Source organism: Mucilaginibacter angelicae, from assembly GCF_042434235.1.
Taxonomy (GTDB): domain Bacteria; phylum Bacteroidota; class Bacteroidia; order Sphingobacteriales; family Sphingobacteriaceae; genus Mucilaginibacter; species Mucilaginibacter angelicae.
This window is the reverse complement of sequence record NZ_JBHLTS010000017.1, coordinates 279,398-305,793: the sequence shown is the minus strand read 5'-3', so window position 1 is coordinate 305,793 and position 26,396 is coordinate 279,398. Positions and strand designations below refer to the sequence as shown.

Annotated in this window: 18 protein-coding genes; 16 read left to right on the top strand and 2 right to left on the bottom strand. The window is 41.9% G+C overall.

Translation table 11 applies throughout. The features are described 5' to 3' along the window. Nucleotides 1-19 precede the first annotated feature (19 nt). Nucleotides 20-904: a GLPGLI family protein gene (locus ACFFGT_RS06195; RefSeq protein WP_377021639.1), complete on the bottom strand. Its 885-nt coding sequence runs from the start codon at nt 902-904 to the stop codon at nt 20-22. 228 nt (nt 905-1,132) lie between these two features. Between ACFFGT_RS06195 and ACFFGT_RS06190 the strand changes: the two genes are divergently transcribed. From ACFFGT_RS06190 to ACFFGT_RS06150, 9 genes are all read left to right on the top strand, one after another. Beyond that, nucleotides 1,133-2,281, top strand: a complete 1,149-nt coding sequence (locus tag ACFFGT_RS06190; RefSeq protein ID WP_377021638.1) for a sensor histidine kinase — start codon at nt 1,133-1,135, stop codon at nt 2,279-2,281. After that, complete coding sequence (locus ACFFGT_RS06185; RefSeq protein ID WP_377021637.1) at nt 2,278-2,970, top strand: LytR/AlgR family response regulator transcription factor; 693 nt, start codon at nt 2,278-2,280, stop codon at nt 2,968-2,970. The genes ACFFGT_RS06190 and ACFFGT_RS06185 overlap by 4 nt, the downstream gene beginning before the upstream one ends. Before the next feature lie 138 nt (nt 2,971-3,108). Further along, on the top strand, nt 3,109-3,711 hold the full coding sequence (locus ACFFGT_RS06180; protein ID WP_377021636.1) for an RNA polymerase sigma factor: 603 nt from the start codon (nt 3,109-3,111) through the stop codon (nt 3,709-3,711). Between the two features lie 71 nt (nt 3,712-3,782). Then, complete coding sequence (locus tag ACFFGT_RS06175) at nt 3,783-4,967, top strand: FecR family protein (RefSeq protein ID WP_377021635.1); 1,185 nt, start codon at nt 3,783-3,785, stop codon at nt 4,965-4,967. 186 nt (nt 4,968-5,153) lie between these two features. Next, nucleotides 5,154-8,486, top strand: a complete 3,333-nt coding sequence (locus ACFFGT_RS06170) for a TonB-dependent receptor (protein ID WP_377021634.1) — start codon at nt 5,154-5,156, stop codon at nt 8,484-8,486. A gap of 19 nt (nt 8,487-8,505) precedes the next feature. Continuing rightward, on the top strand, nt 8,506-10,101 hold the full coding sequence (locus tag ACFFGT_RS06165; protein WP_377021633.1) for a RagB/SusD family nutrient uptake outer membrane protein: 1,596 nt from the start codon (nt 8,506-8,508) through the stop codon (nt 10,099-10,101). Between the two features lie 122 nt (nt 10,102-10,223). Beyond that, complete coding sequence (locus tag ACFFGT_RS06160; RefSeq protein WP_377021632.1) at nt 10,224-11,774, top strand: glycoside hydrolase family 28 protein; 1,551 nt, start codon at nt 10,224-10,226, stop codon at nt 11,772-11,774. Further along, on the top strand, nt 11,775-13,988 hold the full coding sequence (locus ACFFGT_RS06155) for an alpha-N-acetylglucosaminidase (RefSeq protein WP_377021631.1): 2,214 nt from the start codon (nt 11,775-11,777) through the stop codon (nt 13,986-13,988). Next, entirely contained in the window at nt 13,988-15,175 is a 1,188-nt protein-coding gene (locus tag ACFFGT_RS06150; RefSeq protein WP_377021630.1) for an acyltransferase family protein, read from the top strand. The genes ACFFGT_RS06155 and ACFFGT_RS06150 overlap by 1 nt, the downstream gene beginning before the upstream one ends. On the opposite strand, the gene ACFFGT_RS06145 is transcribed toward ACFFGT_RS06150, so the two are convergent. Next, a complete protein-coding gene (locus tag ACFFGT_RS06145) occupies nt 15,172-15,318 on the bottom strand; it encodes a hypothetical protein (protein WP_377021629.1) in 147 nt (48 codons plus the stop codon). The genes ACFFGT_RS06150 and ACFFGT_RS06145 overlap by 4 nt on opposite strands. A 240-nt stretch (nt 15,319-15,558) precedes the next feature. Between ACFFGT_RS06145 and ACFFGT_RS06140 the strand changes: the two genes are divergently transcribed. From ACFFGT_RS06140 to ACFFGT_RS06110, 7 genes are all read left to right on the top strand, one after another. Further along, nucleotides 15,559-16,986: an alpha-L-fucosidase gene (locus tag ACFFGT_RS06140; protein WP_377021628.1), complete on the top strand. Its 1,428-nt coding sequence runs from the start codon at nt 15,559-15,561 to the stop codon at nt 16,984-16,986. 35 nt (nt 16,987-17,021) lie between these two features. Further along, a complete protein-coding gene (locus ACFFGT_RS06135; RefSeq protein ID WP_377021627.1) occupies nt 17,022-17,912 on the top strand; it encodes an AraC family transcriptional regulator in 891 nt (296 codons plus the stop codon). Next, nucleotides 17,905-20,076 (top strand): alpha-galactosidase, encoded by a 2,172-nt coding sequence (locus tag ACFFGT_RS06130; RefSeq protein ID WP_377021626.1) that lies wholly within the window; start codon nt 17,905-17,907, stop codon nt 20,074-20,076. The genes ACFFGT_RS06135 and ACFFGT_RS06130 overlap by 8 nt, the downstream gene beginning before the upstream one ends. A gap of 23 nt (nt 20,077-20,099) precedes the next feature. Further along, on the top strand, nt 20,100-20,906 hold the full coding sequence (locus ACFFGT_RS06125; protein ID WP_377021625.1) for a DUF4350 domain-containing protein: 807 nt from the start codon (nt 20,100-20,102) through the stop codon (nt 20,904-20,906). Between the two features lie 415 nt (nt 20,907-21,321). Next, nucleotides 21,322-21,885 (top strand): RNA polymerase sigma factor, encoded by a 564-nt coding sequence (locus tag ACFFGT_RS06120; RefSeq protein WP_377021624.1) that lies wholly within the window; start codon nt 21,322-21,324, stop codon nt 21,883-21,885. A 97-nt stretch (nt 21,886-21,982) separates the two neighbouring features. After that, nucleotides 21,983-22,870 (top strand): FecR family protein, encoded by an 888-nt coding sequence (locus ACFFGT_RS06115; protein WP_377021623.1) that lies wholly within the window; start codon nt 21,983-21,985, stop codon nt 22,868-22,870. Between the two features lie 158 nt (nt 22,871-23,028). Further along, entirely contained in the window at nt 23,029-26,394 is a 3,366-nt protein-coding gene (locus ACFFGT_RS06110; protein WP_377021622.1) for a SusC/RagA family TonB-linked outer membrane protein, read from the top strand. The last annotated feature ends 2 nt before the right edge of the window (nt 26,395-26,396 follow it).

The window sequence follows — 26,396 nt, the reverse complement described above, 5'->3', positions numbered from 1 at the left end:
ATGAAATTTTATGGTGTGTTTATTTTTCGGGTAATTCGATTGGGTTGTTGATGACCGGCAAATAAATATGGACAGGTCTGGGTCCATCGTAATTCTGAATATTGGCAACGGCATTTGGATCCTTACGCATAGCCTCCTGAAGTTTTATAAAGGCTTTGCCCGTTGTTTGAATAGCTTTAGCAGGCACCTGGATGATAATTGGGGACACACCTGCATCGTCAACGCCAAAGGATGCAAGCAAAGTCACCAGATGCTCGTCTGCCGGTTGTCCGGGGCCAGAGATAACCGGCACTATTTTCTCCGTCCCGTCAAACTTGAATACAACCTCTTTCTTTGAATCATAGGCTTCGACGATGACACCTGGCAGGCCATTTAGCTTCCACGGACCAACATGCACCGGCATATCGGGGCAAAACCAGGCTGTATAATCGCGCCCTTTGAAATGACAGATTGCTTTCTGGCAGTGCAGCTCGCCAAAAATTGCGGTATCGCCGAGGATATGCCAGTTTATGGTGGGTAATGCCTCGGTGATAACATATGTGCTTGTCAGCAGCAGTTCCTTGCGTATCAGTTTTTTGTCTCCAGGCCATTGATAATATTCTGATTCCGGGCCTGACACTTTGTGATTGATCCTGATGCTGCCATCGGGGGAACTGGCCAATTGTGCCTGCATTTGTTTTTTTAATGATTCGTTTTCCAGCAGTCGGTCATAGCTCGCATAATGCGAGGAGTGACTTCCAATAAAAAGCACCACGTTTTCGGAGTAAGGGTTGGCCCTGCGCAAAGTATCACGCAGATGAGTGAACTTGTAATGTACCTGTATCCGTGCAGTGTCAGGCTTTTGCGCCGAAACGCTAACGCTAAGGGTAAGTAGGAATACAATCCATATCAATTGTCTTTTCATGTGCTTTATTTTCGACAATTGTAGCTCAGGGTTTTAGCCCTCACAAATGTTTGGTACAAACAATAGACAGCCCCCGATGAAGTCCTGATTTTTGTGATCTGGTAAAATTTGTCTTATTTTAAATGCTCCTGACACTCAAATCACCAAAAAGGATTATTCAGCATCTTATTTAGTTTATTGATCACAATTATTACCATTGAACCATAGCGTATTTTACATTTGTTGTTCATGAAGCACATCAAAGCCAAACATATCATCGAGATACTAATCCACATGTCGTTTTGGATAGGAGTTTATTATACCCTGAGGTCGCTTACCAGTTCAACAATCAATATGCAGGTCAGCCACAATGGCGCCATTGTGCAAAAGATCAACGCAAATGTCGTTTCCGGCTTTTCTGTGTTTACGGTTGGTTTCATGGCCCTGCTTTTTTACGGCAATATCTTGTGGATATTTGAAAAAGCGCTCCGCTATAAAAAAACCTTGATGGGGATTGCTACTGTTACCGGCTGGTTTACCCTTATTTTCGCTGCTAACGCGATTTTATTGGGGCCCAACATGAAAGATGCTGTACCTCCGGAACCTCCGTTTCGAAAGATTACAATACACAGGAATGGCGTTGACGCCCTAATCCGGCAAAATACTGAATATTTCGCTAAGGGCAACTGGAGGCATGCACAGCTTAACATACTGCTTATTTTCCTTGTGGTTGAAGGGCTTGCCGTCGCGTATTTCTTTTTAAAGAAATGGGCGCGAATCGAGCTGGCACGGAACCAACTTGAAGCGCACCAGTTAAGCATTGAAGTTAAATTTCTGAAGTCGCAAATCAACCCGCATTTCTTATTCAATACGCTCAATAACCTGTTTTCGATGGCGCAGGAAAAAGGGAACGATGAGCTTGCCGATGGCATCTCCAAACTCTCGGGCATGATGCGCTATATGATCTATGACAGCAATGCAGGCGGCGTACCGCTTAATAAGGAGATAGCATACCTGGAAGATTGCATCACCCTAAACAAATTGCGTTATGCCGATGATGAGGTAAAAGTGTTATTTGATCAGCCGGCGAATGCCGGAAATGTCACTGTTGCGCCGATGCTGTTTATCCCTTTTGTAGAAAATGCCTTTAAACATGGTGTTTCTATTGGCCATACATCTGATATCAATATCGCCATTGTGCTTTCAGATCACAGGCTGATCTTTACCTGTATAAACCCGAAATATAGCGCCATCAAAAAGATGGAGGACGAAAAAAGCGGCATCGGGCTCGAAAATGTAAAACGACGGCTCGATCTTTTATATCCCGGCAAACATACCCTGCAGATAAGTGAGGCTGAAGGGAAATATATTGTTAAACTTGAAATTGACCTGGAATGATAAGCTGTATTGCCATTGATGATGAGCCAAAAGCGCTTGAAGTGATAGAACGCTATTGCCACAAAACAAGCCTGGTTGACCTGAAAGCCACTTTTCGTGAACCGGTGAAGGCGATTGAGTTTTTAAACCACGAAAAGATAGATCTCATCTTTCTGGATATTAATATGCCCGATATCAGCGGGATGCAGCTGGTGCAAACCTTATCGCCCAGGCCAATGATCATTTTTACCACTGCGTACAGCCACTATGCTGTGGAGAGTTATGACCTTAATGCGCTCGATTACCTGCTGAAACCCATCACCTTTGAACGCTATCTTGCGGCAATAAATAAAGCTGCGGCTAAACTGTCTTCAAAAAATAATGGAAGCAATGAGGATGAGCCAACTGTTTTCATCAAAAGTGGCCCGCAAACCTACCAGGTTAAGGTGGGCGAGATCCTGTACCTGGAAAAAGACGGCAACTACATTACTATTCACCTGAAAGACAGAAATATCCTGATCCGTGAAAACATGGGGGATATTTTTGACCTGGTGCCGGCAACGGATTTTTTACGGGTGCACAAATCGTACGTGGTGGCCATCAAGCATATTGCCATGATCGAAATACATCAGCTTATCATCAACGGCGAAAAAATCCCGATTGGCAGCACTTACCGCGATCTTTTGCGCAGCAGGCTGGGCATTAAATAAAGCCCGGTTCTTTATTTCCTTTAGGTGCAAGTGGTTTAGAGCTTAAAAGCTATTTGTAAAATTTTTGTTGTAATTGTTTTCAATAAACTTAATGGAATGATAAAATTTATATAATTTTAAATTCAATTAGTTTTAACATTGTCCATTCGCCCCATTCATAATGAAAATGAAATTCTGAACAAAGTTGCTTCAGGAGATGCAAGGGCGTTTACTTGTCTTTTCGATGCCTATTATAAGCATCTTGGTCAATATGTTTTCAGGCTTACTGAATCAACGGAGGCTACCGAAGAGATTGTTCAGGACGTATTTGTAAAAATCTGGGCCAGGAGAGAGGACCTTATCTTAGTTGATAGCTTTATCAATTATCTTTTCATCATAACACGAAACAGGGCTTACCGCTTTTTAAAGGAAAAAGCTACCGCGCATATAAGGCAGCAGGAGTGGGAAAGGCAGTACCAGGAAGAACACTATTTGCCGGACGATGTACCCCCTGAAGAAAATTTTTGCCGGATGATAGATAAGCTGGTTGAAAAGCTGCCCCCACAGCAAAGAAAGGTTTATGAGTTAAGCAGGGTTGGGAATTTAAAGCATATTGAAATTGCCAAAATGCTTAGTATTTCGCCAGAAACGGTTAAGAAACACATCATGGCCGCCAATAAATTCATAAAAAGCAGTATTTCTGAGAAAAACGACCTGGTTTTTCTTTTGTTTATTATGGTAGATGCTTATTTTTTGAAATAAATTATATTTTTTTTGAATTGACTACCCCTTTTTGATTTTTTTTGACTCTTTAGTTGTAAGAGAGAAAAAAAATGTCTGAAAGATTACGATATCTGTTCCATCAATATTTTAATAAAACCGAAACACCGGCAGAGCGCGATGAATTAATGCGGCTCATTAATGAGCCGGGTTCGGAAGCCCTGGTGCACGGGCTGATGGAGGAAGTATATAAATCACATCAGTTTGAAGAGGATCCTTTCCCTGCCGGATCCCGTGAAAAAATGTTGGAAGCTGCATTGGCTAACGACACCTTATCTTATGCTGATACCGATATCATCCCGATAAAAAAACGGTTGACTCCGTTAATCTATGCCGCCGCCGCCTTATTGATTTTAGCACTTTCATTTGGCGTATATCAGTATCGTGCGCAAAAAAGCGGGGAAGACCTGGCCGCAGATAAAATACACCAGGATGTTAAACCTGGCGGTAATAAAGCGATATTAACGCTTGCCAACGGCACAAAAATTGAGCTTAACGGTGCAGAAAAAGGCAAGCTTGTACAGCAGGGCAATACAGCAGTAGTTAAACTTGCTAATGGAAGTTTGGCTTATGTACCCGGAAGTTCGGCTGCTGGGGCTCCGGTCATCAACACCATGTCGACCCCGAGAGGTGGGCAGTATAATTTGCAACTGCCTGATGGAACCGTGGTTATGCTCAATGCCGAATCTTCCATTTCATACCCGACAGCATTTACCGGCAAATCAAGAAATGTTACCATTACGGGCGAAGCTTATTTTGAGGTAGCTAAGAATAAGAAGATGCCTTTCATCGTGAGCTTTGGAGATCAAAAGGTAGAAGTGCTTGGAACACATTTTGATATCCGCACCTACCAGGAACAGCCCTACAAAACAACGCTTTTAGAGGGTTCCGTTAAAATATCAACCGGTAACGAGAAACAGCTATTGGTGCCCGGCCAACAGGCAGTTTATAACGCCAATGCTAAAAAGTTTGATGTAAAAACCGTTGATACCGAAGATATCGTAGCCTGGAAAAATGGTTTGTTCCTTTTTGATAATACCGATCTTGACGATGTAATGCTTGAATTAGCACGATGGTACAATGTTGAGGTAATTTATAAAGGGCCTAAGCCAACTTTGAATTTTACAGGAGAGGTTAAAAAGAGCAATAACCTTTCCAGGGCGTTTAAAATCCTGGAATCAACAGGAGGCGTAAAGTTTACAATAAACGGGAATACAGTAACTGTAGAAAAGAAATAATATATAAAATTTAACCAATAACCAATTAAACTTTAAAAAAATGAGCAGGCACCCGAAATAACTCCAGCAAAAGGGTATCCAAAAAGCAAGCCCCTCCGGATTCCGCCCGAAGAGGCTAAATGATTGGATCAACCCAAATTACAATTGTAACCATTGATTTTAAACTTAACCCAAACATTCAAATGTATGAAACAACTTCTACATTCTAAAGCCCCTATGCCCATTGGCCTGGGGCTTAACGAGAGAAACCTATACGATAGGTATTTTAAACAGGTATTACGGATAATGAAACTAACGGGCGTCCTTTTATTGGTACTAACTATGCACCTGAGCGCATCTACTATGGCGCAAAAAGTCAGCCTTTCCAAAGAAAACGGTAACCTGAAATCGGTTTTAAAGGAATTGCGAAAACAAACCGGGTATTTGTTTATGTATAATAACCAGGTTATTAAAAAAGCCCGGCCTATATCTATCCATGTTACCAATGCCGAGCTTGGCCAGGTGCTGGTGGAAATATTTAAAGATCAGCCGCTGACCTACGAACTGGATGATAATACGATCATTATCAAGGAACCTGGTCAGCCCTCAGGTAACGAACAAGCCGAAAAGCCTGTTCCTGTACGCATTACCGGCAAGGTTGTAGATAAAAAGGGCGTACCCATTCCGGGGGTAACCGTGCAGATCAAAGGTACCTCAACTATTACCTCAACTGCTGCCGACGGAGCATTTACTATAAATGCCGAAAAAGGAAGTGTTATTCAATTCCGTTTTATTGGATTTGAAATGAAAGAGATAACAGTGGAGAACCAAACAACGCTTACCGTTGTACTTAATGAGGATCAGAAAGGTTTGAATGAAGTTGTTGTAGTGGGTTATGGTACCAGCACTAAAAGGCAGCTAACCAGCGCCATTTCTACTGTTAAGTCTGAGCAATTTAACGCCGGCGTGGTATCAACACCTGCCGATTTGTTAGAAGGTAAGGTAGCTGGTTTAAATATTACCAATGATGGTAACCCTAACGGAGCTGCAACAGTTACACTCCGCGGTCCTTCAACCGTACGTCCTGCGGGTTCAGCAGCCTTTTATGTAATTGATGGTGTGCCTGATGCCGATTTTAAATTACTTGCACCAGCAGATATCGCCTCAATTGACGTATTGAAGGATGCCTCTGCCGCTGCTATTTATGGTACCAGGGCCACTAATGGGGTAATTATTGTTACTACCAAAAAAGCCAAACCAGGGCAGTTAAGGATGAGTTATGATGCTTATGCGTCAATGGATAAGATAGCCAACTCATTTAAAGTAGCCAGTGCCGATCAGCTAAGGGCTTATGTTAAAGCCAACGGACAAAGTTTTACACCGGCTAACGATAACGGGGGTAATACCGATTGGCAAAAAGCAGTGGAGCGCAGCAGTGGTTTTTCTCAAAATCATAACCTTTCATTTGGCGGCGGCACAGATAAAACGCTTTATGGCGGAAGTATAAATTTCCTGGATAACCAGGGTATTGTAAAAAACAGCAATTTAAAGCGCGTTATCGGCAGGCTTAACGTGTCTCAAAAAACATTGAATGATAAATTGAAACTCGACTTTTCTGTCAGTAACTCAGTAACCAATTCAGGTTTGCTGGTGAACGATATTCCGTTATATACAGCAAATGGTCAAAGCCCGGGCTTGTTTAAATCAATAGTACAATATTTGCCAACCCGTACAATTTATAATGCCGATGGTACATTGTATAATGACCCTACTTTAAAATTGGGATATAACCCGGTAGGTTTGATCACCAATGATACCTATCAACAAAAAATCAATCTTTTATTAGCCAATACAAAAGCCGAACTGCAATTGCCATTTGGTTTATTGTATAATTTGAATCTGGCCTATCAGAGCAGAACTACCAATAATAATACCTATTACGATTCTGCTTCAGAACTGGCGCCTAACCTGGGTGGAAAAGCTATACGCTCAACCTATGAGGATACCAAAAAACTCTTTGAAAACTACTTATCCTATGCCCATAACTGGAACGATAAGCATGATTTTAAGGCCCTGTTCGGTTACTCATATGATGAAACAACAACAGGTAATGGCTTCCAAACGGCAGCGCAGGGTTTTCCATCTGATGCAACCAGTTATTATAGTTTGGGTTTAGGCAGCCAAACCGGCCTTAGTTCTGATTTTGGCAATACACAACTTTTAACGTTACGCCTGATATCATTTTACTCGCGCCTGAATTACAGCTATCTGGGCAAATATATTTTCCAGGCTTCTATACGTCGTGATGGTTCAAACGCGTTTGGCACCAATAACCGCTGGGGATATTTTCCAGCTGTTTCGGCAGCATGGCGGGTTATCGACGAATCGTTTATGAAATCACAAACTTTGTTTGATGATTTAAAACTCCGCGGAGGTTATGGCCAAACTGGTAATGCGTTAGGGTTCAATCCGTATACACCGCAAACATTATATAGCTCAACAGGCTACTTTTATTATAATGGAGCCTTTACCAATGCTGTTGGTATAACTCAAAATCCTAATCCAAATTTAAAGTGGGAAACCACGTCAACCTTAAACGGTGGTATTGATTTTTCAATACTTAAAGGACGATTAGCCGGATCAGTTGATGTTTACAATAAAAAAACAACCAACATGATCTTTGATATTCCTGTTGCTCTGATCAATAATTTTGTGGGTACTACTACAGCTAACGTAGGCAGTATGAGCAATAAAGGCGTTGAGATCTCTTTAAACGGAACTCCTATAAAATCAAAGGATTTCACCTGGAGCAGTTATGGAAATATTGCTTTTAATAAAAACAGGATCACTTCAATGGGTGCCAACCTTTCAAAAATTTATGTAGGCGATCCGGAAGGCCCGGGACAAAGTGGCATCAAAACGTCTATTATTGAATCGGGATATCCGCTTGGTGAGTTTTATACTTTGAAATATCTTGGGCGTACTAATGGCGTATCAACCTTTCAGGGCGCCAATGGCCAGCCTACTACCACACCAACAAGTGCCGATCAAACTTATGCAGGTAATGCGCAGCCAACCTATTCATTTGGCTGGGGTAACGATTTTAGTTATAAAAAATTCAGCCTGAATTTCTTTTTCCGCGGTCAGGGGGGTAACAAGATCATGAATGCCTCGCTGGCAAGCTTTAATCAGCCTACGCAAGCTTCGGCACATGGCGTACCTGAATTAACATTGAGCGAACCTGCTAATGATGTAAATGCAAATTTATACTCAACCCGTTACCTTGAAAGCGGCACTTTTGTACGGTTAAGTAATGCAACCTTGTCATACAAAACCAAAATCCAGGGCAACTATATACATGGGTTACGTTTATATGTTACAGGTACCAACCTCTTTATCATTACAAAGTATAAGGGTGTTGATCCAGAGTTGAACTTGAGCCTGAATAACCAGGCCAGCGGCCAGTTTATAGGAGTAGACAGCAATAACTTTTACCCTAAAACACGGAGCTTCCTGGCCGGCGTACAAGTAGATTTATAATACCTAAAACTTAATTGACATGAACCACATAAATAATATATATAAGAAACTCAGCATCATAGCTTTGCTTGCTGGGGCAGTTTACCTGTCAAGCTGTACAAAATTGGATGTCACCGCAAAATCTGCGCTAACACCCAGTAATTTCCCTACAACAGCTGCACAATTTGTGGCGGCAACCGGCCCTATTTATACCTCATTCCGCACCTCGCCGGGACGCGAGTACTGGCTGTTACAAAACCTTAGTACAGACGAAAGTGTACTGGTGGCCCGTGGCGGTAACTGGTTAGATGGCGGTACATACTCCACCGTTAATTTACATACCGTAACACCGGATAACGGCATGGTAGAATCATGCTGGTCATGGGGGTACACTACCATCAGTAACTGTAACAAGGTATTGTCGGTATTTGCTTCAGCACCCGAAAGTGCAGCCAAACAACAAACCATTGCCGAAATAAAAACCATGCGCGCCTTATCCTATTTTTATATGATGGACCTGTTTGGCAATGTACCCATATCTAAAACCTTTGGCGATACCACCAATTTGGGCACACAGCCAAGAGCCGCGGTATTTGCTTTTATTGAAAGTGAGTTACTGGCGCAAATTCCCAATTTGAGCACAACTGTAGGTGCCGCAACTTATGGCAGGCCCACAAAATACCTGGCGTACGCCGTTTTGGCTAAAATGTATTTAAATGCCCAATACTATATTGGAACATCAAGGTACCAGGATGCAGTTACTATGTGCGACAACATTATACAGGGAGGACAGTATAGTTTGGATAGTGATTATTTAGGAATGTTTAAACCAAGTAACGGACCTTCGGTAAAAGATTTTATTTTTGCCATACCCTATGACGGCTTACTGGCGCAGGGCATGTATTATGCGCGGTGGACAATCAATCCCAATTTAGCTGCCAAGTATAAAATGCCTTACACTCCCGATGGGCCTGTATATACCTATAAACAGTATTACGCCCTGTTTAACGATGCTAACGACGTTCGCAAAAAACAATACCTTGTTGGCAAACAATATAATAACGACGGAACGCCTATTAACATTACCACAACTAATATAGGCCTTGATGCCAGCTACAGCGGCCCTAACCCTAACGGAGTTGTTGTACACCAGCTTGAATTTACCCCGGATATTATATGGAAAAACAATGCCACTTTTGATATTGGCAATGATGAGCTTGCTAACGAAGAAGGGTACAGAAATAATAAATTTTATCCGGATAGCCTGAGCACCACCCGTAACCAAAGTAACGATGTGCCTATGTTCAGGTATGCCGATGTTTTATTGGAAAAAGCTGAAGCTATATTAAGGGGAGCAAATGCTACCAATGGCCAAACAGCATTATCGTTGGTTAACCAGGTACGTGCACGTGCCAAAGCTACCGGGCTTGCTTCTGTTACTTTACAAGACATATTGGACGAACGGGGAAGAGAGCTGGCCATGGAATGCTGGAGAAGAAACGATATGATCAGGTTTGGGCAATTTGAAAAAGCATGGGGTATAAAAACCGACGCTGACCCTAATAAACGCATTTTTCCTATTCCAAGACCAGAAATGCAGTTAAACCCTAAATTAACACAAAACCCGGGTTATTGATAATCCTTCGTAATGATCCCCCGGCCGGAAACGGCCGGGGGATCATTATGATTTTTTTTTGATAAAAGTGATTTGTTTAAGTACGATATATCTTTGATCATTAAAAGCCTTTATAAAATAGTATGAGAGCAATCCTGTTATTCCTGTTTTCCGTAGTCTTTATTAATACTGCGTTTGCGCAGCCAAAGGTATATAACATCAAAAAACTGGGAGCGGTAGCTGACGGCAAAACGGATAATACCCGTATTATCCAGGGAGCTATTGACAAGGCCTTTGAAGCAGGAGGGGGCACTGTTTGGTTTCCGGCTGGTAAATTTGTAACCAGCGTTATTCATTTACGGTCGAATGTAGAATTGCACCTCGCTGCCGGTGCTGAATTGTTAGGATCTGCCAAACGGATTACCTACGGCCCCGAAAAGGCATCTGCACTTATTGTTGCAGATAAACAGCAAAATATTTCAATCACCGGAAAAGGAACTATTGATGGACAGGGTGATGCACTGATAAAAGATATTTACCGGATGCTGAATGCCGGCACCTTACAAGATAAGGAATGGAAAACCTATAACGACTGGCACCAATTACGCCCGGAAGAAGATAACAGGCCCAAGCTCATTGTTTTTGAAAAATGTGATAAGGTTACCCTTAAAAATATCACCATTAAAAATGGTTTATGCTGGATCCAGGATTACAGAAGCTGTACCAACATGGTTATTGACAGTATCAGCGTAATCAGCAATACATTTTTAAACAACGATGGAATTGACCTGGTAGATTGTAAAAATGTTAAGCTTACCAATAGCTTTTTTAACGTGGCCGATGACGGGATCTGCCTGAAATCATCCGATCCGCAAGGCGCCTGCGAAAACATATACATAGCCAATTGCAAAATACGTTCAAGCGCCAGCGCCTTTAAAATGGGTACAGCGTCATGGGGCGGGTTCAAAAAAATAACGGTCCGGAATATTTACGTATATGATACCTACCGCTCGGCCATTGCCATTGAATCGGTGGATGGTGCTATTATTCAGGATATTGACGTTAGGCATGTTGTAGCGAAAAATACGGGTAACGCCATATTTATCAGGCTGGGAAAACGTAATAAAGTAAGGCCGGCAGGTGAGATTAGTCGCGTTTATATTGGCGATGTTAAAGTTGAGATCCCGGCCGGAAAGCCGGATGCCGGCTATCATGAGGAAGGCCCGCTTGAACAATTTGCCCATAACATATTCCCTTCTTCGGTTTCGGGTATTCCCGGTTCGCCGGTAAAGGATGTTACGCTGGAGAATATCAATATCACTTATAAAGGTACCGCTAAAAAGCAGGTGGCATGGTTCAACATAGATTCACTAACTAAAATACCTGAAAAAATAGCTGCATATCCGGAATTTTCAATGTTTGGCGAATTACCTGCATCTGCCTTTTATGCAAGGCATGCGGAAGGTATCAACCTGAAAAAGATCAACATCAATTATACCGGACAAGACTTCCGCGTACCGTTTGTTTTTGATGATGTGAGCGAATTGGCGGCTGATAAGATCAATGTTACTGGTTTTAAAACATTGCCTTTATTGTTTTTGAATAACGTTAAGGTTAAATTATTGCAGGATATTCAACCTGCCGATAAACGGGAGCAGGTCATAAAAACCATTGATCCTAAATCATCAAAATAAATGAGTGGTAAAATAAAGTTTTTCATTTATATATTGCTGTGCGGCATGTGTTGTGCTGCACTTAAAGTAAAAGCGCAATTAAACGTACAATCTTCTTATGCTTTAATAAAACGGATTATACCGTACAGTGCACAAAAGTTTATTGTGCAACCCCTATCCGTGGCAGAAGCAAAGGATGTTTTTGAGGTAGAAGGGGCCAAAGGTAAAATCATATTAAGGGGCAACAATGGCGTAGCTGTAGCATCGGCCTTGTATTATTACCTCACCGAATACGCTCACTGCCAGGTTACCTGGAACGGCACAAACTTAAACCTGCCTGCAAGCTTACCCATACCAGCTAAAAAGATCCATAAAAGCACGCCATACCAATACCGCTACTATCTTAACTATTGTACTTACAGTTACAGCATGAGCTGGTGGGACTGGAAACGATGGGAGAAAGAAATTGACTGGATGGCCCTGCATGGCATCAATATGCCGCTGGCCATAACGGGGCAAGAGTATGTATGGGATAAGGTTTATAAATCCATGGGCTTTACCAGTCAGGATATGAATGATTTTTTTACAGGTCCTGCTTATTTTGGCTGGTTTTATATGGGCAATGTTGATCAGTGGGACGGCCCGCTGCCGGCAAGCTGGATAAGCAGTCATAAAGATTTGCAGGTTAAAATATTGCAGCGCGAACGGGAGCTTGGAATCAAGCCGGTGCTTCCGGCGTTCACGGGCCATGTTCCTGCATCGTTCAAAACGCATTTTCCAAATGCCAAACTGAAACAAACCAACTGGAAAAACGGCTTTGCGGATACTTATATACTTGATTCGGAAGACCCTTTATTTGCTGAGATCGGCAAAAAGTTCATCCAGGAACAAACCAAAGTTTATGGAACCGATCACCTGTATTCGGCCGACACGTTTAATGAAAACGAGCCTCCTTCAAATGATCCAAAATTTTTGTCAGAACTGAGCGCAAGGGTTTACGACGGCATGAAAGGGGCCGATCCTAAAGCGGTTTGGGTGATGCAGGGCTGGTTATTTTTCAGCGACCGTAAATTTTGGCAAAACGAACAGATCAAAGCCCTGCTGAATGCTGTGCCCAATGATCACATGATCGTGCTTGACCTTAATACCGACTATGAACCCATATGGAAACGTACAGAAGCGTTTTACGGTAAACCATGGATCTGGAATATGCTGCATAACTATGGTGGCAACAACAGTTTGTTCGGTAGGATAGAGGCCGTGGCCGTGCAACCTGCACAGGCGCTTAATGACCCTAAGTCGGGCCGTATGGCAGGCATCGGGTTAACGATGGAAGCTATTGAACAAACCCCCGTGCTTTACGAGTTAATGACTCAAAATACCTGGCAAAATAAACCTGTCAATCTTGATGAATGGCTGCCGCAATACTTATTCAATCGTTATGGTACAAAAAGCCAGGATGCACAGGATGCCTGGCAGATCCTCCGCACCACGGTTTTTAACGGTAAAGATATCCGTGACGGCGCCGAGTCTATCATCACAGGCAGGCCTACCCTTGATTCTGCCGCTGTATGGACACGTACGCATCTTAACTATAACCGTAAGGACCTGCTGCCTGCCTGGGATAAGATGATAGCAGCCATACCCGCGTGTAAGCAAAGCAGCGGTTTTAATTATGACCTGGTTGATGTAACCCGGCAAATACTGGCTAACTACGGCAGGCCGCTCCAGTTAAAATGGATCAAAGCTTATCATGATAAAGATGGTAAGGCATTTGAGCAGTATAGCAATGAATATCTTAACCTGATAACTGATATGGACAGGCTGCTGGCCACCCGGAAAGATTTTATGCTTGGCCCCTGGATAGCCGATGCCCGTAGTTGGGGAACCAACCCGGCGGAAAAGGCGCTTTATGAAAAAAATGCCCGTAACCTGATAACACTTTGGGGAGGGGCTGATAGTCCGCTGCATGAATATTCATGCAGGCAATGGAGCGGCTTATTAAATGATTTTTACAAAGTGCGCTGGCAAAAGTTTTTTGAATTGCTGAAACAATCGCTTGAAACAGGTAAAGAGCCCGACTTTAAACTGTTTGACCAATCGATAAGCAACTGGGAATGGCAATGGGTTAATTCATCTAAAACTTATCCTGTTGTACCTGCAGGCAGTAGCACCATGGTTGCACAACAGCTATATGAAAAATACAGGGCAACCATGGGCAACGATCTTAAATAATGGAGAAGAATAGTTTAAGCACATCAACAGATAAATCTGAAAATATGGTTTCAAAACCAGCACGGCTATTGTCATTAGATGCACTCCGTGGCTTTGATATGTTTTGGATCATGAGCGGGGAAGGGGTTGTACATGCCCTTGCCAAAGCCACCGGCTGGCCGGTTTTTGTGTGGATGTCGGGCCAGTTGCACCATACCGTGTGGAATGGTGTCACCTTTTATGATATGATCTTCCCTTTGTTTTTATTTATTGCAGGGGTTTCCATGCCATATTCCATGGGGAGCAAAGCCGGAAAATATGGAGTGGCTTACCCTCATCTTTTACCGGCTGCTGCCAAAGGCGAAATTTACCGCTCCATGATCGGGCGTGCCGTAATCCTGCTTTTTTTAGGGATGATGGTTAACGGCCTGTTTAAATTTAACGGGTATGAAAACACCCGCTTTGCAAGTGTACTGGGCCGTATTGGCCTTGCCTGGTTTTTTGCAGGTATCATCTACCTTAACTTTGGCACACGCGGGCAAATTTTCTGGTTTGGTATTTTGCTGCTGGGCTATTGGGCGGCTATGGAATGGATTCCAGTACAGGGTTACGGGGCCGGGGTTTTAACCATGAACGGCAGCCTCGAATCGTATATCGACCGTTTGCTGCTCCCCGGCAGGCTGCATGATAAAGTTCATGACCCGGAGGGCGTACTATCCACCATACCGGCTATAGGCACTGCCATGCTGGGGATTTTTACGGGGCAATTTTTAAAGCATGAATCTGCAAAATGGCCTATGTGGAAAAAGGGCATTTGTTTACTGGCAGCAGGTATCATCCTTATTGGTTTGGGGATGTTTTGGGATCTTGTTTTCCCGATTAACAAACGCTTATGGACAAGTTCTTTCGTGTTGTTTGTAGGTGGCTGGAGCCTTGTTTTTCTGTCGGTATTTTACCTGGTTATAGATGTTGCTGGTTGGCGTAAATGGGCTTTCCCCTTTGTACTTATCGGGGTGAATTCTATTGTGATCTACCTCGCATCCGAGGGCATGATTGATTTTCAGCATACAGCCAACTATTTCTTCGGGGGGATCATCAGTCACCTTGCTCAAAACTGGCAGCCGGTTTGGGCTGCTGTATCTGTTGTAATTGTGCAGCTAACACTCTTGTATATATTATACCGTAATAAGATCTTTCTTAAAATTTAACTACCACACCTGTGTTTTACTTTCATGCTTTGAGTAACCGGTATTTGGAACAACCCGCCATTTTCGTCAAAGCTGTAGCTAAATAGCCTAACCTGTACAAAACAGCAAAGCCCGGTATCTTCATATCGGGCTTTGTGCTGCATGTGGTTTCGGTTGTTATTCAATCACCTGCCAACTATTTCAATCGCCACATTCCCCCGGTTGCGTGGCGTAGGGATCCTTACTATAACGTTTTCGTAGATTATTACAGGATTGATGTAGTACTAAACATTGCAGTGATTGTATTGTGTGATAAGAGCAGTACAATACCTACTCATTTACCAATTACATAATCGCAACCAATATAAACATTACGGCAAACCCTGTCAAAAAGTAAAACCAATATGAAAAGACTTGTTATAACTTGTTTGTTCTTAAATATACTTACACAAACTGTTTTGGCCCAGAATACGTCCTCCCGCGATGAACGTATGAAATGGTGGCGCGAAGCCCGTTTTGGAATGTTTATTCACTGGGGCGATTATGCTGTGCTGGGCGGCGTATATAAGGGGCATGAAGTGGCCCGGGGCGGGGAATGGATCATGAACAGGGCTAAAATTCCGGTAGCCGAATATCAACAGTATGCCCAAAAGTTTAACCCTGTAAAATATGATGCTGATGCCTGGGTAAAGCTGGCTAAAGAGGCCGGTATGAAATATATTGTGATAACAGCAAAGCATCATGACGGTTTTGCTATGTTCAAATCAAACGCCAGTAAATGGAATATTGTTGATGCCACACCTTACGGTAAAGATGTTTTAAAGCCTTTAGCCATAGCCTGCCGTAAATATGGTATAAAACTTGGCTTTTATTATTCACAAGCCCAGGACTGGAATAATCCCGGAGGGGCGGCGGCCCGTAAAGTAAGCAGCGAGGGCTGGCCAAACCCCGATTCGGCAAAGATCGATGCCTATACTAAAGAAAACAGCGGCCATTGGGATCCGGTACAAACATCTGTAACCATGGCCGGATATATTGATAAGGTAGCCGTACCGCAGGTAAAAGAACTACTTACTAACTATGGCGACGTTGCTGTTATATGGTGGGATACCCCAACAGCTATGACAGACGAGTTTGCTCAAAAACTTCATGACTTATTAAAACTGCAACCCAATATTATAAGTAATGACAGGCTTAAACGCCCCAATTTTGCAGGTGATTATAAAACACCCGAACAAAAAATTCCTAACCTGAGCGAATTGGATGGAAAGGACTGGGAAACCTGCATGACCATGAACGGGACCTGGGGCTATAAAAGCTATGACCATAAATGGAAAACCCCCGAAACTTTGATCCATAATTTAATTGATATTGCCTCAAAAGGAGGGAATTACCTGTTAAATGTTGGCCCTACGGCCGAAGGTGAATTTCCGCAGGAGAGTATCGCCACATTAAAAAAAATGGGTGAGTGGATGAAGGTAAACGGCGAAGCTATATATGCTACTAAGGCAAGCCCCCTGCAACCCCTAAGCTGGGGGCGCTGTACACTAAAGCCGGATGGAGAAAATACCATCCTGTATTTTTCTGTATTTGACTGGCCGGCAGATGGTAAACTGGTAATTGCCGGGATGAAAAACAAAGTAGTAAGCGCAACCATGCTTGCCGGTAGCACTAAATTAATAACTGAAACAAATAACGGGGCAACAACTGTAAACCTGCCTGCTACTGCCGGTGATAGCATTGCCACTGTAATTAAGCTGGTAGTTAAAGGAAGTATAGATGTGCAGGCAGCTAAACCATCCGGCGAGATCAAAACAGGCGCCCTGGATTAATAAATGCAATTATTGCTAACGGTAAATGAAGTTATATGAAACCACAGTTACTAAAAGTATCATCCGGCCCTGCACGCTCTTTTAGTGTACGGCAGGATTTGGTTCCGTCTGTTAATAACAGGTGGCATTATCATCCCGAAGTTGAGCTGATCCATTTTAAAAAGGGTAGCGGAACCCAGTTTATTGGCGATAGCATAAGGCAGTTTAACACCGGCGACGTTGTAATGGTAGGGGTATATCTGCCGCATTATTGGCGCTTTGACGATGTTTATTTTTCACCTGACAATAGTGCGGAGGTTGATATCAGGGTTGCCCATTTTTGTGAAAACTTTTGGGGTAATGCTTTTTTACAGCTGCCCGAGAACAAAATGATAAAAACGGTTTTGGAAAAGGCCCGGCGTGGAATCCAAATTACCGGTAATGCTAAAAAAAACATAGCCGGCATTATGGAAAAGCTACTTACAGCCGAAGGGGTTAAAAGGATATTATTATTGGTAGAGGTATTAAATGCCATTGCCGAGTGTGAGCATACTGATAGTTTATCATCATTAGGATTTAGCCCCAATGTTGAGGAGGCCCGAAATGACAGCATCAATATTATTTACGAGTATTCGCTGGCCAACTTCAAAAACAAAATACAAATTGATAACCTTGCCCAACTGGCCGGGGTAAGCCCAAGCTCGTTTTGCAGGTATTTTAAATCGCGCACACAACGAACTTATTCTAAATTTTTACTGGAGATCAAAGTTGGCCATGCCTGTAAGCTGCTGATTGAAAACAGGCTGCCGCTAAAGCAATTATGCTATGAAAGCGGTTTTAACAATTTTGCAAACTTTCATAAATATTTTAAGCAGATCACAGGTAAAAGCCCTTTAAGTTATCAAAGAGAATTTATCCGGGTAAAATCAAAAAGCTCCTATGAATAAACTACTACTGTGTATTTACCTGTCGTTTTTTTTTAGCGGCGCTGTTTTAAAGGCACAAAGCAATAAGGAAATAACCATTGCCACAAAAAATCTAAATTTAATATTTGCGGTGGGCGGCAACAACCGGGTATACCAGTTGTACCTGGGGAAACGATTTTTAAATCAGGATGATATCAGCCTGGTTCCCTTTAGCAATAAACATGAGGCCTATATTACCGGTGGCATGGAAGATCTACTGCAGCCCGCTATCCGTTTAACGCATACAAACGGTAACCCATCGCTGGAATTGAGGTATGTAAATCATACAACAAGAAGCGTAGACGATAATACTTCCGAAACCAATATATTGTTACGTGACCCCAAATACCCGGTTCAGGTAATATTGCATTACCAAGCATTTAATAAAGAGGACATCATAAAAGCATGGGCCGAAATTAAAAACGATGAGCAGGGAGAGATAACCATGGAAAATTATGCATCTGCCATGCTGCACTTTGAGGCTAAAGATTATTGGCTTACCCAGTTTCACGGTGATTGGGCCTCTGAAATGAAAATGCAGGAAAGCAAGCTTACAAGCGGGGTAAAAGAGATAGATAGTAAATTAGGTACACGTGCGGATATGTACCAAACCCCGGCATTTTTTCTGGCGTTGAATAAACCGGCAGATGAAACAACCGGGGAATTAATAGCAGGTACATTAGCCTGGACAGGCAATTTTCAATTTCATTTTGAAGTTGATGAGCGGAATGCCTTAAGGGTAATATCGGGTATTAACCCCTATGCATCGGCCTATAAATTAAAAAAGGGCGAAACCTTTATAACCCCGGCATTTATTTTTACTTATTCAAATACAGGCAAGGGACAGGCAAGCCGCAATTTGCATCAATGGGCACGCAATTACGGTGTGCTGGATGGCAACAAACCTCGCTTTACCTTACTAAATAACTGGGAAGCCACACATGTTAATTTTGATGAAAAGGAATTGACCGGTTTGTTTGATGATGCCGCAAAACTTGGTGTCGATTTATTTTTGCTTGATGACGGCTGGTTCGGCAATAAATACCCGCGCAATAATGATAAAGCCGGATTGGGTGATTGGCAGGAGGATAAGTTAAAATTACCAAACGGAATAAGCTATCTGGTTAAACAGGCCGAAGATAAGGGCCTGAAATTTGGCATCTGGCTTGAACCTGAAATGGTAAACCCTAAAAGCGAATTGTACGGGCAGCATCCTGACTGGATTTTGAAATTACCCGATCGTGATGAAAACTATCAGCGCAACCAGTTAGTGCTTGATCTCACAAACCCTAAAGTAGCCGATTATATATATCACACAGTGGTTGACATGTTGGCTAAAAATCCCGGATTGGCTTATATCAAATGGGATTGTAACCGGAGCATGACCAATACCTGGTCGCCATATTTGAAGGACAGGCAGTCGGCGTTATTTGTTGACTATACATTAAGCCTTTACCGGATCCTGGATCGCATAAGACAAAAGTATCCGCATTTACCCATTATGCTCTGTTCGGGAGGCGGTGGCCGCACAGATTATGGGGCTTTAAAATACTTTACAGAGTTTTGGCCCAGCGATGATACCGACCCGCTGGAGCGTGTGTACATACAATGGGGGTACAGCAATTTTTTTCCGGCGTTAACCATCTCAAGTCATGTTACATCCTGGGGAAAACAATCTATCAAATTTCGTACAGATGTGGCCATGATGGGGAAACTGGGGTACGATATTAAGGTTAGCAAAATGACAGACGATGAACTGCAGTTTAGTAAACAGGCGGTTAAAAATTATGAACGGCTCAATAGTATAATCTGGTTTGGCGATCTGTACCGCATTATTTCTCCCTATGATGAGAACAGGATGGTTGCTATGTATGTAAATGAACAAAAATCAAAGGCAGTTTTGTTTAATTACAATCTTAACACAAGGTATAAGGAGGTTTTTAACAGGGTACGGCTGCAAGGCTTGGATAGCAGGAAATTATATAGGATAGACGAGACAAACCTGATGCCGGGCAGCAAATCAAACCTTGCCGAAAATGGTCGTGTTTTTAGCGGCGATTATTTGATGACCATGGGGCTTAATTTAACCCCGGGTAAATTAATACCGCTAACCAGTATGGTAATAGAGATAAATGCAGAAAATTAAAAAAGGAAATTAACATAACTCCAATGCAAGTTAAACACTACATTTTAGCCTTGTTGTTCGCAATAACAATTACCCCGCGGGCAGGGGCGCAAACTAAAGTAGTTACTTTAGACTGTTTTTTTAATAACGAGTATCGCAAAAACACAGCGGGTAGTATGGAACGCTTTCATTATACGTGGGAGGATACCAAAAGCACCGGATATTCAATATGGGGAGGTGTTTTTGAAAAGAATGGAGCAACCTTAAAAAGCCTTACTGTTGAACCCACTGCAGAAAGCCTGAAAGGATCTGATATTTATATTATTGTTGACCCGGATACCCGGAAGGAAACGGCCAATCCCAATTATATTGAATCCCGCCACATTAAAGCGATAAGGGCCTGGGTTAAAAATGGCGGTATATTGGTAATGCTGGCCAACGATAGCGCCAATGCCGAGCTGCCCCATCTGAACAAGCTTGCTGAAGAATTTGGTATTCATTTTAATGATGATCTGTACAAGCATGTTATTGATAAACAATTTGAAATGGGGGCAATAAATATTCGCCCGGACAATTCCATATTTAAAACTGCGGGGAAGGTTTATTTAAAAGATATAGCAACACTTCAGTTATCGCGAGGTGCAGTACCTGTGTTAACAGATAGTAATAAAGTAATTGTAGCCACAGCCCGGTATGGGAGGGGGATCGTGTTTGCAGTTGGCGACCCATGGATCTATAATGAATACACTAATGGGCGGCTTCCGGCTTCATTTGGTTTTGAAAACGATAAAGCCGCAGAGGATATAACCCGTTGGCTCCTGATGCAGATACGCCCAAAAGAAACAAATTAAGGATTGAAAATATAGCAATTTACCTGTTGGTGTTTAAGTTGCAGTAAATAAATGCTTTGTAAATTATTTTTAGTGCCGGATGCAGGTTGTTTTTATATTGGAATTTTGTACTGATTTAATTTTTATATACTTTTAAAAGGTGACAGGCTAAGGCCTCTCAAAAATTATAAACCAGTTAAAAAAGCGTATAAGTTTTTCCTGTAAACTTTATACCGAAAATAAAAGATAGCTGTTCGGACGGCTTATAAATTAATGTTAGTGTAATTAACAGGGTAGCAATATAGATGAATAAACTGCCAAATTGATTGCATAAACAAGCAGTAATTATAATTTAATTGCAATACCAATTATAAAAACCAATTATTAGTAATGCAAGCTTTCCTGAAAGGAGCCTGTGTTATTTAGTATCTGAAAAATGCTGTCTGAAAAAGAATTAATAACATTGATAAGGCAAGGAGATATGCGCTCCTTTGACGAGTTTTACAAAAGAAACTGGAGGGGCTTGTATCAAACAGCTTATCGTGCAACAGGCTCTTCTGATGATGCGAAGGATCTTGTTCAAACGGTTTTCATTAGTTTGTGGAAATGCCGGCAAAATCTTAGTCCTGAGCAATATAACTCGTCGTACCTGTTAAGGGCGTTGAAAAACAACATTATTAATTTTTATAAAAAAGACGCGATCAGGAAAAAAGGTGTCGACGAATTGTTGCAGTTAAACAATAGTAACGAATTTACAAATGAAGACGATTTAATTGCTAAAGAGCTTTCTCTTACAATTGAAGGCCGCATTAAAGAGCTTCCTGATAAAATGCAGCAGGTATTTGTCCTGTCCCGTCAGCAAAATTTATCAATTGGTGAAATATCCGAAATGCTTAATATAGCTCCCCGCACCGTAAAAAATCAAATTTCAAACGCTTTGAAAATATTACGCACCGGATTGGACATATTTCTGTTAATCACACTTCTTTTTATAAAATAAATCTGGTACCAAAACCAGTTGTGCTTGTATTATAAGTACCAATGTATAAACTGCCTTGTAAGCAGGACATTTTAAAACCAAAATATATTTTTATATAATGATAAAACGGCTGAAGCCTGGTCATAAACCTGTAGCTGGTGAAGCGCATCTGCAAGATGAGCAAGCCATGAAAGCTATAGAAAAGCAGATGTTAAATAACATCCATAAAGAAATTTATGGCAAATGGTATTTTATAAAAACAACTCCTGGCAAATATGCTGTCGCAGCTTCGTTGATGCTATTATGCTGCTCCATACTATTTGGGCTCAAACTCTCTTTTAAAAATAAAATCAATTATGTTACTGTTGTTGCCTCAAGGGGGCACATCAATATTATTACACTGCCCGATGGTTCTACAGTATGGCTAAATTCGGGTTCAACGATAACCTATCCCAATAAGTTTTTTGCAACCCGCGAGGTCCGCTTAATTAATGGTGAGGCTTTTTTTGATATAAAACATGACGAAAATACTCCTTTTGTAGTTCACTACGGCAGTTTGCATGCCCGTGTGCTGGGTACAGCTTTCAATATAAAGTATTTTAAAAAGCTTAGTGATATAAGGGTAACCGTAACAAGGGGACGTGTAGAGGTTGGAAAAAACAACAACAGTTTTGGAGTGCTTGCACATGATAGTGAAATTTCATATGATCGGGCAAGTAATCAACACATTATCCGCAAAGTTGATTCGCGCAAGGTTGCCGCCTGGACAACAAATGAGGTCAATTTATATGATATTTCTTTTGCCGAGCTAATGATCAGGCTCGAAAATATCTATAACATTCACATTATTTATGATCATGATAAGTTGAATGCGTTACCAACAACTATTCATTTTTCAAACAACGATAATTTACAGCAAGTGCTTGAAATTATTAAAACGATACATCGTGTAAACTATACTATAAATGGAAAGGAGGTTTTATTGGAGAAAACAGACAAGAAATAAAAAAATGCCAATGTCTGTGGGCAAAGCTTAACAGACATTGACACCGTAGTTAATGTAAGTTATTGGCAGGTTCCAAGCTAAACCAATGATTTACACAGTTTTTAAATAAAAACCACGTAAAGATGATAAAAAAATTGACTAAATCTTTTACTTTTTTCATGAAAGTATCATTAACTGTCATAGTTTGCACGCTGGTGTTTTGCCAGTTATTGCTCGCTAAAACGGCAGAAAGCCAAATCTCAGCCACCCTTGTCAAAATTTCATTTGGTAAGGAGAGCCTTGAAAGCTCTATCAATAAACTTGAAAAACAAACAGGTATCAAATTTTCATATAACCCCGAAGATTTAAAGGGTTATTCCATTAACCCCAATAAATTTAAAGAGGAAAAACTAAGCAATATCCTTAATTATCTATTATCCAAAACCCCGCTTGCCTTTAAAGAAATCAATGACGGTATTGTCATTTATGAAAAAACGGCAACCTTAAAAACAAGCCTGCTCACCGATAAACCCATTGAACAGGAAATCAATACCCCCCCGGCCGAAATTGTAGTTACGGGCACGGTGTCGGATTTAAGCGGCCCCTTACCTGGTGTTTCTGTGGTGATTGAAGGTAGTAATAAAGGTATTGTTACTAATGCTAAAGGCTTCTATTCGCTTAAAACAGCCCCGGATGCCACACTGGTGTTTTCCTCCATCGGGTATAAAACACAAAAAATCGCTGTTAACAACCAAACGGTTATTAACGTAACAATGGTAAGCGATCTGAAATCGTTAAGCGATGTTATTGTGGTTGGTTATGGCGTTCAGAAAAAATCAGATATAACGGGCTCAATAGTTTCAGTTAATGAACAGGCACTTCGCGATATTCCGGCTGCAAATATTGGCCAGGCGCTACAGGGCCAGGCAGCCGGTGTTGATATTCAAAAAAGCGCCGGTAACAGTCACCCAGGCGCAACACCCTCTATTTTGATAAGGGGTACCCGGTCTATCAATGCATCTAACTCGCCGTTGATCGTAGTTGACGGGCTGCCGTTTAACGGAAGCCTCAATGATATAAATCCTGATGATATCGTTTCGTTAGAGGTATTAAAGGATGCATCTTCAACAGCCATTTATGGTTCAAGAGGGGCTAATGGTGTTTTGCTGATTTCAACCCGTCGTGGTAAAAAGGGGGGGACAACAGTAACCTACAGCGGCTACGCTGGTTTTAACAAACCATTAGGGCATTATTATATTATGAATGGTCCGCAATTTGAAGACCTTAAAAAGTGGGGGCTCATTAACGGTAATCCCGGTAAATATACAGGTATAGATGATCCTGCTTTTTTAACAGACGGCTCATTTGCTCCGCAGGAAGTAGCATCAATTAAAAGCGGCCGCAGTACCGATTGGCAGGACCTTATTTATAAAACCGGCTTTGTGACCGATCACCAGGTGGGTGTATCAGGCGGGAACGATTTAACTCAATATGCCATATCAGGCGGGTACTATAATGAAACAGGGATTTATTTCGGCCAGTCATTTGTACGGTATTCTATAAAGCTAAGCGTTGACCAGCAATTAGGCAAAAATGTTAAAATTGGGTTGAGCAGCTTAAATACCTTAAGTTATACCAACGGCGAAAATGCAAATCCACTTGGGCAGGCGCTAAGGGCAAGTCCGCTTTCAACCCCTTATGATGATGTTACCGGCAAACTGGTAGGTTTCACCGCAGGCAGCGCTAACCAGGTATGGAACCCGCTTGCCAATTTTGTTCCCGGCGCTGTTGTTGAAACCCGTAAACGGTTTGGCACTTTTACAACTGCTTATGCCGAAGTTAACCTGGCATCGGGCTTAAAATACAGGTTTAATGGCGGTGCCGAGATCCGGCCGGATATTTATGGAAATTATTACGCCAGTGCAACTACCAATAACCTGGGTGGCGCATCAACAGCAAATAACCAAAGTACTTACAGTTATAACTACACGCTTGAAAACATTTTAACTTACGACAGAACTATCGCTCAAAAGCACCATATAAATTTTACAGGTCTTTACAGTTTGCAGGAAAGTCAATCTCAAAGCAACTCCTTTAGCTATAATAATATCCTGTCAGATGGTGTTCAATATTTTAATCCGCAGTATGGATCTAATCTAAGCGGGTCAGGCAGCTATTCAAAATGGGATATCATATCGTACATGGCGAGGGTAAATTATGGCTATGCCAATAAATACCTGCTCACCTTAACCATGCGTTCAGACGGGTCATCTCGCCTGGCGCCGGGTAATAAGTACCATGTGTTCCCTTCGGCAGCGGTGGCATGGAATGTTACGCAGGAGCCCATGCTAAAAGATTCACGCGTGTTATCAAATCTTAAATTGCGGGTAAGTTATGGTACTGTGGGTAACACGGCAATTAATCCGTATCAAACATTAGGCGCCTTAACATCAGTTAACTATAATTTTGGCTCAACCAACCTTACGGGGGCTTATCCAACAAGTGTTCCAAACCCTAACCTAACCTGGGAATATACGTCTACGCTGAATGCCGGTGTTGATTTTGGTTTGTTTGAAGGGCGTATCACGGGCGCGGTTGATGCCTATCATCAATACACGCGTTCATTACTGCTTCCTTTGGCATTGCCGCCAACGTCGGGCATCCCCAGCAGCATCTTAACTAATGTTGGCCAAACCCAAAATAAAGGTATCGAAATAAGTTTAAGCAGCATTAATATACCGGGTAACGGCCGCAATAGCTTTAGCTGGACAACAAACGTTAATATCACCTTTAATCGCGGCAAAGTAACCAAATTATCAAGCGGGGTTACCCAGGATATCACTAACGGCCTTTTTGTTGGCCAGCCTATAAATGCCATATTTGATTATAAAAAGATCGGCATCTGGCAAAATACAGCCGCTGATACTGCACAGGCTAAAAGCCTTGGCCTTACAACTACAGGTACCGGCTCTGTTATAGGTACCATTAGGGTAGAGGATGTAAACAAAGATGGAAAGATCAGCGCAAGCGACAGGGTTATACTCGGATCTGATCAGCCAAAATACACGGGCGGGTTTACCAATCGTATTGCTTATAAAGGATTTGATTTTACTGTAGTAGGTGTTTACCGGGTTGGCGGCCTAATAACCTCCAAGTTATTTCAGAGCGGTGGTTTTATCAACACCTTCCAGGGCAATTATAATAATTTAAATGAGGATTACTGGACACCAACCAATCATCAAAATTATTACCCTAAACCCAATTCTGCATCAACCAACACGCCTTACTCGTCATTGCTGAGTTATTTTGATGGTACTTTTCTTAAGATCCGAAGTATGACCTTAGGTTATTACATGCCCGATCAAATAACAAAACGGATTAAAGCAAGGTCATTAAGAGTATATGCAACGGTGCAAAACCCGTTCATCCTCTTTTCGCCTTACCGCAATACCTTTCACGGTCTTGACCCTGAAACGGCAGGAGGTTTAAATATCGATACTCCGCCTACCAAGTCACTTACATTCGGTATTAACATGGCACTTTAAAT

Coding starts and splice junctions, on each gene's coding strand:
- ACFFGT_RS06195 (WP_377021639.1), bottom strand. CDS start 904: ATGAAAAGACAATTGATATGGATTGTATTCCTACTTACCCTTAGCGTT.
- ACFFGT_RS06190 (WP_377021638.1), top strand. CDS start 1,133: ATGAAGCACATCAAAGCCAAACATATCATCGAGATACTAATCCACATG.
- ACFFGT_RS06185 (WP_377021637.1), top strand. CDS start 2,278: ATGATAAGCTGTATTGCCATTGATGATGAGCCAAAAGCGCTTGAAGTG.
- ACFFGT_RS06175 (WP_377021635.1), top strand. CDS start 3,783: ATGTCTGAAAGATTACGATATCTGTTCCATCAATATTTTAATAAAACC.
- ACFFGT_RS06170 (WP_377021634.1), top strand. CDS start 5,154: ATGAAACAACTTCTACATTCTAAAGCCCCTATGCCCATTGGCCTGGGG.
- ACFFGT_RS06165 (WP_377021633.1), top strand. CDS start 8,506: ATGAACCACATAAATAATATATATAAGAAACTCAGCATCATAGCTTTG.
- ACFFGT_RS06160 (WP_377021632.1), top strand. CDS start 10,224: ATGAGAGCAATCCTGTTATTCCTGTTTTCCGTAGTCTTTATTAATACT.
- ACFFGT_RS06155 (WP_377021631.1), top strand. CDS start 11,775: ATGAGTGGTAAAATAAAGTTTTTCATTTATATATTGCTGTGCGGCATG.
- ACFFGT_RS06150 (WP_377021630.1), top strand. CDS start 13,988: ATGGAGAAGAATAGTTTAAGCACATCAACAGATAAATCTGAAAATATG.
- ACFFGT_RS06145 (WP_377021629.1), bottom strand. CDS start 15,318: ATGCAGCACAAAGCCCGATATGAAGATACCGGGCTTTGCTGTTTTGTA.
- ACFFGT_RS06140 (WP_377021628.1), top strand. CDS start 15,559: ATGAAAAGACTTGTTATAACTTGTTTGTTCTTAAATATACTTACACAA.
- ACFFGT_RS06135 (WP_377021627.1), top strand. CDS start 17,022: ATGAAACCACAGTTACTAAAAGTATCATCCGGCCCTGCACGCTCTTTT.
- ACFFGT_RS06130 (WP_377021626.1), top strand. CDS start 17,905: ATGAATAAACTACTACTGTGTATTTACCTGTCGTTTTTTTTTAGCGGC.
- ACFFGT_RS06125 (WP_377021625.1), top strand. CDS start 20,100: ATGCAAGTTAAACACTACATTTTAGCCTTGTTGTTCGCAATAACAATT.
- ACFFGT_RS06120 (WP_377021624.1), top strand. CDS start 21,322: ATGCTGTCTGAAAAAGAATTAATAACATTGATAAGGCAAGGAGATATG.
- ACFFGT_RS06115 (WP_377021623.1), top strand. CDS start 21,983: ATGATAAAACGGCTGAAGCCTGGTCATAAACCTGTAGCTGGTGAAGCG.
- ACFFGT_RS06110 (WP_377021622.1), top strand. CDS start 23,029: ATGAAAGTATCATTAACTGTCATAGTTTGCACGCTGGTGTTTTGCCAG.